This is a genomic window from Streptomyces sp. NPDC031418 (assembly GCF_055581605.1).
This window is the reverse complement of sequence record NZ_JBVIJC010000020.1, coordinates 22,014-35,158: the sequence shown is the minus strand read 5'-3', so window position 1 is coordinate 35,158 and position 13,145 is coordinate 22,014. Positions and strand designations below refer to the sequence as shown.

The following is a 13,145-nucleotide window of genomic DNA, read 5'->3' as shown; positions in this document are numbered from 1 at the left end:
CCGATCAACGCGTCGCTCGTTTTCCCGGACGTGCAGTCACAGGATGTAGCCCAGCGCCACGCACCCGCCTCCTCCGGAGCAGCCGGCCCGGTCGACGTCGAGCAGGCCGAGGCCGCGCTCGTCGAGCACTACCCACGGCTGGTCCGCATCGCCTACCTGGTACTGCCCCCCGGTCTCGGCCGCAGCCGCCGGGTGCTCACCGCGCACGCACTGGTCCAGCGGGCCCTGCCCCGGGGCCGCGGCCGGCGGTCGACGATCCCGGCCCAGGCCGGCCGCCGGGACGCCGACCCCGGGTACGCCTTCCTCCGTGAGCGGGTGCTGCGTTCGGCGCTGGAGGCGGCCCGGCCCCGCGCGGGTCTGCCCAAACTGTCCCAGCTGCCGCCGCTGCTGCCGCAGGTGTGGGGCCTCAGGCTCTTCCCGCGCTCCGGCGGCGCCGACGAACTCGCCCTGGACCAGCGGCTGTCCGCGCTGTCCGGGCCGGCCCGGGCCGCCTGTGTGCTGCGCGGCCTGGACCGGCTGTCCGACGCCGAGGTGCGCAAGGTGCTCACGGCCGCCGGGGTGGACGACCCGGGCGGCGCGCTGGCCACCGCGGACGACATCCCCGCGCCGGGCCCGCTGCTCGACTCCCCCGAGTTCGACCCCTGTTCGCTCCAGGCCCGGCCCACCGATCTGGTGCGCCGCCGTCAGCACACCAGGGCCGCGCTCGCCGCGGCCGCCGCGCTCGCGGTGTGCGGGGCGCTGGTCGCGCTGCCGGGCGACGGCTGGGGCCCGGACGGCGCCGCCGCGCCCGCCTACGCCGAGAACCCGTCCGCCGAGGCCGCCCTCGATCCGGGCAGGCTGGTGCGGATCTCCCCCACCGCCTGGAAGACCTCGGCGCGCACCGACTTCTCGGTGTGGCCCGCGCGCGGCCCGCTCACCGGGGACACCGCGCTGCTGCGCCGGGCGCTCGCCGTCTGGGCCCGCCCCGGGCAGACCGTCCGGGTCTCGGCGACCCCCGGCACCCAGACCGGCGGCCCGGCGGGCCCGCCCCAGCTGCTGTACGCGGGCGAGGTGGACACCGCCCGGGTGGTGATCCTCTACGACGGTCTGCGCATCGCCCGCTACGCCGAGCCGAAGGACGGCACCGCGGGCGCGGCCCTGGACTTCGCCCGGGTCGACGGCGCGACCGGCGCCGAGGCGAGCGCGCTGGTGCTGGGCCGCGCCGACGGCAACGTCCGCTATCTGACCGCCCCCTGGGTGCGCAGGGCGGCGGCGCGGGACCTGATGAAGCCGGCCTCGGCGGCGACCCCGCTGACCGTGACGGACGGGGTCACCGCACCGCTGGCCAGCCCGGCGTTGCAGCCCGGCGCCTGCACCTCGTGGACCGTGCTCCAGCTGACCGACGCCTCCGGGACCCGGCTCGCCACCGACCTCGGCGAGCTGGTCCCGGCCCATCTGACGGCCGGGCGGCCCGGTGCGCCCGGCGAGGCGTCCGGAGCGGCGGGGCTGCGCGCGTGGGCGCCGTTCGCCTGCTCGCTGGCGGCCGAGCGGGCGGCCGGGGTGCGCACCGTCAACGCGTGGCCGTACGCCGAGCAGCCGCTGCCCGACGGCAGCGGGGCGGGTGACTGGGTGTGCACCCGTGCCGACACCTGGCGCGGTGACGGCACGGTGGCGCTGGCCCAGTTCCGCACCCCGAACGGGCCGGTCGGCGCGGCCGTCGCCAAGGGCGTGGACGTGCCGGCCTGCGGGCCGCGGGATCCGCATGTGCTGGCCGGGGTGCTGTGGAAGTCCGGCGGCGGGCACTGGTACCTGCTGGCGGCGGGTGACCCGCGGACGGCGTCGATCCGGGCCACGGGCGGGGTCACCGCCTCCGGCCCGGGCGCGCTGCTGGCGGCGCGGGCCACGCAGGGGGCGCAGGCCGAGCTGAAGGGCACCCTGGCGGACGGGCGGACGGTCACCGGACTGCACTAGTTGACACTGGCGTCAACAAGCTCGGTCGCGGGGGTTCCCAGGGGACCTACCCGTCAGTACATTGACGCCATGTCTAACACGCAGGCCCGGGTGCCGCTCACGGCACGCAAGGTGTCCTTCTCCTGGGACGGCACCCCGTTGCACTGGGTGCCGGGGGATCCGTTCACCACCCACACCATCAATGTGCTGCACCTGCTGCTGCCGGCCGGTGAGCGGTGGTTCGTGCACGTGTACAAGCAGGTGCTGCCGTACATCCGCGACGAGCGGCTGCGCGAGGACGTCATCGGGTTCATCGGCCAGGAGGCCATGCACTCCCAGGCCCATGACGAGGTGCTGCCGCACCTGCGCGAGCAGGGGCTCGACCCGACGCCGTACACCGCGCAGGTCGACTGGTTCTTCGAGAAGCTGCTCGGCGACCGGACGCTGCCGCCGGGCAGGCCGCGCCGGTGGTGGCTGCTGGAGCGGGTCGCGCTGATCGCGGCGATCGAGCACTACACCGCCTTCCTCGGCAACTGGGTGCTCAACGCCGAGCAGCTGGACCGGTGCGGCGCCGACCCGACCATGCTGGACCTGCTGCGCTGGCACGGCGCCGAGGAGGTCGAGCACCGCTCGGTCGCCTTCGAGCTGTTCCTGCACCTGGACGGCAGCTACCGGCGGCGCGCCCGGACCTGGGCCACGGCCTTCACGGCGCTGGTGTTCCTGTGGCAGCGCGGGGTGCGGTTCTTCATGGAGAACGACCCGACGCTGGTCGACGGCAAGGCCTCCTTCAAGGACTTCTACCTGCGGGGCAGGAGCGGTCTGCTGCCCTCGACCGGGGACATGCTCCGGTCCATCCCCCGCTATCTGAGCCGGGACTACCACCCCTCGCAGGAGGGCGACACCGAGCAGGCGGTCGCCTATCTGGCCTCCTCCCCCGCGGCCACGGCGGCGCAGAAGAGGGCCGCGTGATGCCGCAGCCCCGCGCCCTCGCCACCGCCGCGCTCCTCACGGGCGCCGCCCTGCTGACCCGGCGCGCCCTGCGCCGGCGCATCCAGGACTCGCCGCTGTGGCCGCTGCCCGCGCTGGACCCGCCGATATCCGGCCGGCCGCGTTCCCGGGCGCTGCGGCTGCTGCTCACCTCGCACGAGACGGTCGCCGACGGGGTCGTACGGCTGCGGCTGGAGGGCGAGGCGCTGCCGCGCTGGGAGCCGGGCGCGCATCTGGACCTGGTGCTGCCCTCGGGACGGGTGCGGCAGTACTCGCTGTGCGGGGACCCCCGGGACACCTCGGGCTACACGGTCGCCACCCGGCTGGTGGCGGACGGGCGGGGCGGCTCGCGGGAGGTGCACGAGCAGCTGGCCGAGGGCATGGAGCTGGAGGTGCGCGGGCCGCGGAACCGTTTCCCGCTGGTCGCGGCGGACTCCTATGTCTTCGTCGCGGGCGGGATCGGCATCACCCCCATTCTGCCGATGCTGCGGGCGCTGCCGGACGGCGCTCACTGGCGGCTGCTGTACTGCGGGCGGACCCGGGCGTCGATGCCGTTCCTGGCCGAGGTGCGGGAGCTGGCCGGGGAGCGGCTGACGCTGGTCGCCGAGGACGAGGACGGACGGCCGGACCTGGACGCCCTGTTCGCCGGGGTGCCGGAGGGCACGGCGGTGTACTGCTGTGGCCCCGAGGGGCTGATGGCGGCGGTGGCGGAGCGGCTGCCCGAGGGCGCCGCACTGCACCTGGAGCGGTTCGCCCCGCGCACGGCCACCGAGGGCGACACGGAGTTCGAGGTCGAACTGCGGCGCAGCGGGCGGACGGTGACCGTGCCGGCCGGCTCCACCGTGCTGGACGCCGTACGCCGGGAGCTGCCGGACACCCCCTACTCCTGCCGGCAGGGCTTCTGCGGGACCTGCCAACAGCGGGTGCTGGAAGGGGAGATCGACCACCGGGACGAGCTGCTCACGGACGCGGAGCGTGGTGACTCGATGCTGCTCTGTGTATCGCGTGCACGAAGTGATCGATTGGTGCTGGACATGTGAACACCACCGATCCGAACCGGTCGGTAAGGTGTTCGCATGAGTACCGGGGTTCGCCGCAGGATGGGCGTCGAGGAGCGGCGGCAGCAGCTCATCGGTGTCGCACTGGAGCTGTTCAGCCGGCGCTCGCCGGACGAGGTCTCCATCGACGAGATAGCCGCGGCCGCGGGCATCTCCCGGCCGCTGGTCTACCACTACTTCCCCGGCAAACTCAGCCTGTACGAGGCGGCGTTGAAGCGTGCGGCGGAGGATCTCGCGGCGCGCTTCGCCGAGCCGCACGAGGGTCCGCTCGGCGCCCGGCTGCTGCGCGTGATGCGCCGCTACTTCGACTTCGTGGACGAGCACGGCCCGGGCTTCTCGGCACTGATGCGCGGCGGCCCGGCCGTCTCCGCGGACGGCGTCGGCACCAAGGACCACGTGTCCACGACCAACGCCCTCATCGACTCCGTACGGCAGGCCGCCTACGAGCAGATCCTGGCGCACCTCGGTGTCACCGACGCCTCCCCGCGCCTGGAGCTGGTCGTCCGCTCCTGGATCTCGCTCGCCGAGTCCACGGCGCTGCTCTGGCTGGACGGCCGGCGGGTGCCGCGCGCCGAACTGGAACTCCAGCTGGTGCACGACTTCGCCGCGCTGGCCGCGGTGAGCGCGGCCTACGACGACGACATGGCCGAGACCCTGCGCACGATGGTCAAGGAAGAGCCGGCCGACGGCCCCTTCGCGGAGCTGGTCGGCCGGCTGCTGTCCCTGGCGCCCTGAGCGCCGGTCCCGCTATCCGTCGTACTTGCGGTAGGAGGGATCGAGGTCGCGCACCTCGGCGGAGGCGTGCAGGACGACCCCCTCCTCCGGCGCCACATGGGCGCGGACCAGTTCCAGCACGGTCTCGGTGAGCCGCGCCCTGGTCTCCTCGCTGCGGCCGGCGAGGAGCCCGATGGTCACGTTCACGATGGCGTGTCCGTGCGCCTCCGGGTCCTCGTATCCGAACGCCATGGAGTCACTGGACCGGAAGAGCGTCATGCACGCCTCCGGCCGGGCCGCCGCGATCTCGACAACCGCCTGGTGCAGGGCCCGCGCGAAGTCCCTCTCGTCGAAGGCGTCCTCCACCGGGTGCGAGTAGTCGACGGTGATCTGCGGCATGGCCACTCCTGTTCTACGGCAACGGCCCGACCCTACTTCGCCGCCCTGGTGAACACCGCCACGGTCCGCGCCGGGACGGTGAAGGTGCCCGAGCCGGCCGCGTAGGAGGAGGTCTTCACCACCGGGTCGGCGCCGCCGGCCTGCACCGGGTGCAGCCGGTAGTCCGTCCCGGCGAGGGCGGTCACCTTCTGCTCCTGCTGGTGCGGGGTGGCGTTGAAGACGACGACCAGGTCACCGAGGGTCATGGTGATCACGCCGGGCGTCTCGTCCGGGCCGGACAGCGGGAAGGACAGCCGGCCCTGCACCGCGTCCGCCGTGCCGAGCGAGAACGCCTTCTCGGTGGTACGGATCCGCAGCAGGTCCCGGTAGGCGGCGGAGGCGCCGGTGATCTGCGGGCAGCCCACCCTGACCGTGCTCAGCAGGGGCTTGGCGTACTCCCACTTGGACTGGTTGTCGGCCGCCATCGGCAGGCCCCGGCCGAAGCCGTTGCCGTCCGCGCAGTTCCAGTGGATGGCGTTGAACCAGTCGCCGCTGTCGAAGGAGTTGCGGTCCAGCGACTTCGAGCGCAGCAGGTCGGTGCCGGCCTGGGAGAGGGCCGGGCCCTGCGAGAGGGCGGCCGTGGCCATCGCCAGGACCTGCATCCGGGCCCGGTCGGCGGCGCTCGTCGAGGCGGGCAGCTTGTAGGTCAGCGCGTCGAACAGCGACTCGTTGTCATGGGCGTCGACATAGGCGAGGGCGTCGCCCGGTGCGTCGGCGTATCCGGCGGGTGCGCCGTTGTAGTCGATCTCCGCTCCGGTGACCTCCTTGCCGTCGTCGTCCGTGAAGCGGTACTTGGCGAGGTTGCCGGTGAGCCCGACCTTGATCAGGTCCTGGTAGTGCAGCAGCCGGGCCTTCTGCTCGGCCGGGGTGCCGTTCGCCGCCGAGCCGTTGGGGTCGGTGTACAGGCCGGAGGCGAAGCCCTGGACGCCGGGGTCGGAGTCGAAGGGGCTGCCGCCGCGTACGGCGTCCCGGGCGCGGTCGGAGAAGGTGGCGATGCCGGTGCCGGCCATGTTCTTCTGCGTGGCCTGCACGAAGCGGGCGTCGTTGGCGACCTCGCCGAAGTTCCAGCCCTCGCCGTACAGGATGATCTTCTTGCCGTCGACGCCGTCCTTGGCCGGGGTGAGCGCGTCGAGGGCCTTGCGGACGGCGAGGATGTTGGCCTTCGGGTGGTGGCCCATCAGGTCGAAGCGGAAGCCGTCGACCTTGTACTCCCTGGCCCAGGTGACGATCGAGTCCACGACCAGCTTGCCCATCATCGCGTTCTCCGGCGCGGTGTTGGCGCAGCAGGTGCTGTCGGCCACCGAGCCGTCGGCGAGGAGCCGCTGGTAGTAGCCGGGCACGACCTTGTCCAGGACGGAGGTGTCCGCCTGGCCGCTGGCCGCCGTGTGGTTGTAGACCACGTCCATGACGACCCGCAGGCCGTCCTGGTTGAGGGCCTGCACCATCCTGCGGAACTGGACCGTGCGGGCGGTGCCGTCCGGGTCGGTGGCGTAGGAGCCCTCGGGGACCGTGTAGTGGTAGGGGTCGTAGCCCCAGTTGTAGGCGTCCTTGGCGGCGGTCTTCGCCACGCATGCCTGCTGCTGGTCGGAGTCGGCCGGGTAGGAGGCGAGGTCGCAGCCGGGGCTCGCCTGGTCGGCCTTCTTCTCGGGGACGGTCGCGAAGTCGAACGCGGGCAGCAGATGGACGTAGGAGGTCCCGGCCCCGGCCAGCGCGCGCAGGTGCTTGGAGCCGTCGCTGTTCCTGTCGGTGAAGGCCAGGTAGGTGCCCGGGTGCTTCGCGGTGGGGTCGCCGATCGAGAAGTCCCGGATGTGCAGCTCCTGGATCTGCGCGTCCTTCAGCGGTACGGCCTTCGGCTTGCGCAGGGCGGACCAGCCGCTCGGGGCGAGGGACGGGTCGTCCAGGTCGGCGACGACACTGCGCTCGGAGTCGGCGGTGAGCGCGACCGAGTAGGGGTCGGTGACCTTGTTGGTGACCAGCTTGCGGACGCTGGGCGCCCACACCTTCACGACGTACCGGTAGGACCGGCCCTTCCAGGACGCCGGGCCGGTGACGGACCAGACGCCGGTGGTGTCGTCGCGGTGCATGGCGTGCAGCGAGCCGTCCAGCTCCAGGGCGACGCTCTGCGCGGTCGGCGCCCACACCGACAGGGTGGGCCGGCCGTGGTGGAAGACCGGGCCGAGCCGCGCCTTGGTGGCGGCCGGGTAGAGGTCGTCCAGGACTCCGGCGATCTGCACCCCGGTGGCCGCCAGCACGGCTCCGTTCGCGGCCCGCTGGGAGGCGACGAGCTGACCCTTCAGGGCCGCACGCACCCGGTCCCGGTCGCGCGGGTCGACGGACCAGGCGGTGTAGTCCTTCAGGTGCGGGAACCTGGCCTTCTGGGCGTCCGTCAGCGTGGTCCTGGTCAGCCGGATCCAGTGCTCGTCGTCGCTGGTCAGCGTCCCGTCCTTGACGGCGATCGAGCCGTCGGGCGAGTACAGCAGCTGGCTGGAGGCGGCGCCGTCGACGCCGTTCCAGGCGACCGTGTCCCGGTCGATCCAGATCGCCTTGGCGGTGGTCGGGTCGAGGGCGGCGGCGCTGCCGGCGGGCTGCGGCAGCAGGTGCTCCTCCTGCCCGCTCACCAGCCACACCTCGTGGCCGTCGGCCTTGAGGTCCAGGGACTGGTCGGTGGGCAGGTCCTTGTCGTCGCCCTTGTGGATGATGTAGCTGAGACTGGTGGCACCCTCGGTGAGCGGCACCTCGAAGACCGCGCCATACGCATCAGTCTTGACCGGCTTCAGCGGGTTCGACCAGTCGGTGGGGTGCGCGGCGCCCGTCCAGACGTGCAGGCCCCAGCCGCTGTAGTCGCCGTCGGCGCGGTGGTAGTGCAGGACCGCCTTGGTGGTGTCCTGGGCGGGGTAGCCGGGCTTCTGCGTCAGTACGTCGCTCTTGCCCTGCTCGACCCAGACCTCGCCGGTGCGGGTGACGTCGATGCTCCGGTCGGCGGAGACGTCCTTGTTGCCGTCCTTGTCGACGACCAGGAAGCCGACGTTCGAGGCGCCCGGCTTGAGCTTGACGTAGGCGAAGGCGCCCCAGGCGTCCCGGCCGATGAAGGGGTGGCCGGCGGGCCAGCTGGTCGCCTCGCCGTCGGCGAGGTCGCCCCAGGCGTACAGGCCCCAGTTGTCGTAGTCGCCGTCGGTGCGCTTGTAGTGGACGATCGCGTAGTCGCGGGAGGAGGCGGTGGGGACCTGCGGCGCGGGCGGGGTGCCGCTGGTGCTGCTCGCCAGGGCGCTCGCGGTGTGCCCGGCCGAGTCGACGACGACGGCCTTGTAGCGCAGGGCGGTTCCGGCGGGGACGTCCTTGCCGAGGTTCTGGGTGACCTTGTAGGGCGCGTGGTCGGCGGTGCCGAGCACGTGCCACTTCGCGTCGCCGACCTGGGCGGCGAACACGACCCGGTCCAGCTGTCCGCCGGTCACGCCGGCGGTGACCTCCACGGTGCCGGTGGCGCCGGCGGCGGGGGCGGTCAGGGTGACGGAGGGGGCGGCGGCGGGCGCGTCGAGGGTGCCGGAGGCCTTGTAGACGACGGCGGACTCGGCCGGGACGGTGACGGTGACCTTGCGGTCGCCGTCGGAGGTCACGGAGCCGGTGGCGCCGTGGATCGCCCGGTACGCCATGCCGGCCGAGCCGGTCGCGAAGGTGGCCGTCCGCGCCGTACCGGCGTTGTTGAAGGCGACGATGTACTCCTGGCCGGTGGCCGCGTCCGTGCGGGTGACGGCGTAGATGCCGGGGCCGTCGGCCGCGTAGCGCTCGGTCTGGACCCCGTCGGCCAGGGCGGGGTTGGCCCTGCGCAGCTCGGACAGGGCGGCGATGTCGCGGTAGAGCGGGGCGCCGGTGTCGTAGGAGTCGCTCGCGTGGGTGCGGTCGGTGCCGATCTCGTCGTCGTCGAGGTAGTCGGCGACCTTGGAGGCGAACATGGTCTGGCGGGCGTCCTTGTCGCCGCCGGAGCCGGTGAAGCCCTGCTCGTCGCCGTAGTAGACGACCGGGTTGCCACGGCTGAGGAACATCAGCTCGTTGGCGAACTCGTCCTTCTTCAGCAGTTCGGCGTCGGTGGCGCCGGGGTTGTCCTGCTTCAGGAAGTACCCGATGCGGCCCATGTCGTGGTTGCCGAGGAAGGTGACCTGCTCATAGGCGTTGGCCTTGTCGGTCGTGTACCTGTAGTCGGCGCCGAAGACGCTCGCCAGCTTCTGCGCGCTGCCGCCCTGGGAGGCGTAGCCGCGGGCGGCGTCCTGGAAGGGGAAGTCGAGGGTGGCGTCGAGGCGGCCCTGGGTGACGTACGGGGAGGTGACGTCGGGGTCGGCGGAGTAGACCTCGCCGAACATGAAGAAGTTCTTCCGCCCGTGCGCGGCCGCGTACCGGTCCAGGGCGGTGGCCCACTGGGTCCAGAACGGCAGGTCGACGTGTTTGACGGTGTCGATCCGGAAGCCGTCGACGGCGAAGTCCTTCACCCACCGCTCGTAGATCTTCTCCATGCCGTGCACGACCTCGGGCCGCTCGGTCCACAGGTCGTCCAGGCCGGAGAAGTCGCCGTACGTGGTCGATTCGCCCGCGTAGGTGGAATCACCCCGGTTGTGGTACATCGTCGGGTCGTTGAGCCAGGCCGGGACCTTGGCGTTGCTGGTGACCTGCGGGGTGTACGGGAAGGAGGCGTTGGAGACGGCGGGGAACTTCCGGCCGCCGTCCGCGTAGTCGGCGTCGTCGAACGGCCGCCCGTCCTCGGTCAGATAGGGGAAGGCGCCCTTGGAGAGGTAGCCGTACTCCTTCTGCCGGTAGTCGACGACGTCGGCGGTGTGGTTGGTGATGACGTCGAAGAAGACCTTCATGCCCTTGGCGTGCGCCGTGGAGATGAGGTTCTTCAGGTCCTGGTTGGTGCCGAAGTGCGGGTCGACCCGGGTGAAGTCGGTGATCCAGTAGCCGTGGTAGCCGGCCGAGGCGTTCGCGCCCGTGCCCTGCACCGGCCGGTTCTTGAAGATCGGCGCCATCCAGATGGCGGTGGTGCCGAGGCCCTTGATGTAGTCGAGCCGCTTCGTCAGGCCCTTGAGGTCGCCGCCCTGGTAGAAGCCCTTGTCGGTGGGGTCGTAGCCGGTCTGGAGCCGGGAACCGGTCAGCCCGCCCCGGTCGTTGGCGGTGTCGCCGTTGGCGAAACGATCCGGCATGACGAAGTAGAACTGCTCGCGGGTGTCGTCGTGCCGGGTGGCCTGGGCGGCGAGCGCGGCGTCCGAGGGCGGCTCGGGCGCGGTCGCCGCGTGCGCGGCCAGTGGCTGGATCAGGGCGGTTGCGAGACAGGCGGCGGCAACGGCCGCGGCCCCTCTCCGGCGTGGGGTACGGCGCGTGCGGGGCGCCGGCCATCTCGGTATCACGGGCGGGTAACTCCTCGCGTCACGGCTCAGGGGGGTCCGACCCCGCGGGACCGTATCGCCAACGAAAGGTTTACAGCAAGAGTCTTGAAACACACAGCAAGAAATTTCAGCACCGCCCTTGACGTGCCCTTCTCAACGGCCCCAGTCTCACCAGTTGTTGAAAGCCGAACCCCCACTGTCGGAGCCGCACATGACCAGACACCGGCCACCGGGTGTCCTCCACCGCACGGCGAGCGCCGTCGCGGCGGGGGCGCTCGCGTTCCTGGGCGTGACCACTCTTCAGGTCACGCCCGCACAGGCGGATCCCGCCGCCAAGGGCGATGTGATCGCCAACCTGTGGGAGTGGAACTGGGACTCGATCGCCTCGGAGTGCAAGAACGTGCTGGGCCCGGCGGGCTACGGCGCGGTCCAGGTCGCCCCGCCCGCCGAGTCGCTCAAGCAGTCCAACTACTACTGGTGGGACGTCTACCAGCCCTACTCCTACGACCTGAACAGCCGCTTCGGGTCCCAGGCCAAGTTCGCCTCGATGATCAGCGCCTGCCACCAGGCGGGCGTGAAGGTCTACACGGACGCGGTGATCAACCACACCTCCGCGCAGACCGGCACCGGATACAACGGCACGACGGTCGGCAACAAGTACGACACCCCCGAGTGGGACCGCACCGACTACCACGACTCGACCGACTGCCCCACCTCCGACCTGACCATCCAGGACTACTCCAACCTGACCCAGGTCCAGAACTGCGAGCTGCTCGGCCTGCCCGACCTGAGGACCGGCTCGGACCACGTCCGCAGCGGCATCGCCGGCTACCTCAACAGCCAGCTCGCCCTGGGCGTCGACGGCTTCCGGGTGGACGCGGCCAAGCACATCCCCGAGGCGGACCTGGCCGCCATCGAGTCCAAGCTCACGCGTACGACGTCCGGGACGACGCCGTACATATTCCAGGAGGTCTACCCGGGCGCCACCCCGCAGCCCTCGGACTACTACGCCTCCGGTGACGTCCTGGACTTCACCTACGCGAGCAAGCTGAAGTCCGCGTTCCAGGGCAATGTGTCCGACCTGTCCTCGATCGAGAGCAGCGGCATCCTCCCGGCCGCCAACTCGGTCTCCTTCGTCACCAACCACGACACCGAGCGCAACGGCACGGACCTGTCCTACAAGGACGGCGACAGCTACAAGCTGGCCAACCTCTTCCAGCTCGCCTACAAGTGGTCCACGCCCACGGTCTACGCCAGCTGGGAGTGGACCCAGAGCGACCAGGCGCCGCCGAACTCCTCGGGCTTCGTGACCAACACCGACTGCTCCGGCAGCTGGTACTGCCTCGACCGCGACACCGCCGTGGTCGGCATGGTGGCCTGGCACAACGCCGTGGACACCGCCGCCGTCTCGGACTGGCAGACCAAGTCCTCGTCCGTGATCGGCTTCGGGCGCAGCGGCAAGGGCTTCTTCGCGCTGAACAACGGCACCTCGGCGGCGACGTACACCTTCGCCACGGGCATGGCCGACGGCACCTACAAGAACGTGATCGACGGCGGGGCCTCCACGGTGACCGTGTCCGGCGGCAGCGCCTCCCTCACCGTCCCGGCCAAGGGTGCGGTCGCCTTCTACAACGCGTCCTACACCTGCACGGTGGGCTGCGGCGACGCGGGCGGCGGCTCCGGTGACACGGTCAGCGCGACCTTCGACGAGTACGCGTCCACGCCCTCCGGCAGCAACGTCTACGTGGTCGGCTCCATCCCGGCGCTGGGCGGCTGGGACACCTCCAAGGCGGTCAAGCTGTCGTCCGCCGGGTATCCGGTCTGGTCGGGCGAGGTGAACGTGCCGGTGAACGCGTCGTTCGAGTACAAGTACCTCAAGAAGGACAGCTCCGGGAACGTGACCTGGGAGTCCAACGCCAACCGGTCGGCCACCACGACCACCTCGGCGCTCACCCTGAACAACTCCTGGAACGTGGCGAACACCGACGCCACGGATGTCACCTTCGCCGAGAACGCGACGACCGCGTACGGCACCAACGTCTACGTCGTCGGCTCCGTCCCCTCCCTCGGCTCCTGGAACACGGCCGACGCCATCCCGCTGTCCTCGGCGTCCTACCCGGTGTGGAGCAAGGCGGTCATCGTGCCCAAGAGCACCACCTTCCAGTACAAGTACATCAAGAAGGACGGCTCCGGGAACGTGACCTGGGAGTCGGGCGGCAACCGGTCGTACACGACGGGCGCCGCCTCCGGCTACAGCACCCACGACAGCTGGCAGTAACCCGAACGGCGCGGTGGCGGTGCCCCTTCCCACGAGGGGTCACCGCCACCGTCGCATGCGGCCGGGTGGAGCCCGGCGCCGGGTTGGCGGCGCCCCGGCGGGCCCTTCGGCGGGGCGGCCGGAGCGCGGGCCGCCTGCTGCTCTCCGTGCGGGCCGCGGCCCGGGGCACCCTCGGGCGGGCGGCCGGGGCGGCGGGGAACGGGGGCCACCGCGGTGCTGACGCCCCCAGACCGACCGCTGGGCGGCAAGCCGGCCCTACGCCCGGGGTGAACAGGTTCGATGACCCGGCTGCGGCCGGCCGAGCAGCCCGGTCGGCACCGCCGCGCGCACATCATGAGCGCGGCATGCCGGGATGACCGTGAGCGGCCC

At 71.8% G+C, this 13,145-nt stretch carries 7 protein-coding genes; 5 read left to right on the top strand and 2 right to left on the bottom strand.

The annotated features are described in order from the left end of the window. Positions 1–30 precede the first annotated feature (30 nt). From ACZ5CZ_RS27480 to ACZ5CZ_RS27465, 4 genes are all read left to right on the top strand, one after another. Entirely contained in the window at positions 31–1,950 is a 1,920-nt protein-coding gene (locus ACZ5CZ_RS27480; protein ID WP_468946900.1) for a hypothetical protein, read from the top strand. A gap of 69 nt (positions 1,951–2,019) precedes the next feature. Beyond that, on the top strand, positions 2,020–2,898 hold the full coding sequence (locus tag ACZ5CZ_RS27475; RefSeq protein ID WP_385845108.1) for a metal-dependent hydrolase: 879 nt from the start codon (positions 2,020–2,022) through the stop codon (positions 2,896–2,898). Further along, entirely contained in the window at positions 2,898–3,956 is a 1,059-nt protein-coding gene (locus ACZ5CZ_RS27470; protein ID WP_468946898.1) for a PDR/VanB family oxidoreductase, read from the top strand. The genes ACZ5CZ_RS27475 and ACZ5CZ_RS27470 overlap by 1 nt, the downstream gene beginning before the upstream one ends. A 36-nt stretch (positions 3,957–3,992) precedes the next feature. Then, positions 3,993–4,709: a TetR/AcrR family transcriptional regulator gene (locus ACZ5CZ_RS27465; RefSeq protein WP_385845110.1), complete on the top strand. Its 717-nt coding sequence runs from the start codon at positions 3,993–3,995 to the stop codon at positions 4,707–4,709. A 12-nt stretch (positions 4,710–4,721) separates the two neighbouring features. Here ACZ5CZ_RS27465 and ACZ5CZ_RS27460 read toward each other — a convergent pair whose 3' ends face one another. Both ACZ5CZ_RS27460 and pulA read right to left on the bottom strand, forming a co-directional pair. After that, positions 4,722–5,087: a 5-carboxymethyl-2-hydroxymuconate Delta-isomerase gene (locus tag ACZ5CZ_RS27460; protein WP_385845111.1), complete on the bottom strand. Its 366-nt coding sequence runs from the start codon at positions 5,085–5,087 to the stop codon at positions 4,722–4,724. 32 nt (positions 5,088–5,119) lie between these two features. After that, positions 5,120–10,519 (bottom strand): pullulanase-type alpha-1,6-glucosidase, encoded by a 5,400-nt coding sequence (pulA, locus tag ACZ5CZ_RS27455; protein ID WP_468946894.1) that lies wholly within the window; start codon positions 10,517–10,519, stop codon positions 5,120–5,122. Between the two features lie 190 nt (positions 10,520–10,709). Between pulA and ACZ5CZ_RS27450 the strand changes: the two genes are divergently transcribed. Further along, a complete protein-coding gene (locus ACZ5CZ_RS27450; RefSeq protein WP_468946892.1) occupies positions 10,710–12,776 on the top strand; it encodes a carbohydrate-binding module family 20 domain-containing protein in 2,067 nt (688 codons plus the stop codon). The last annotated feature ends 369 nt before the right edge of the window (positions 12,777–13,145 follow it).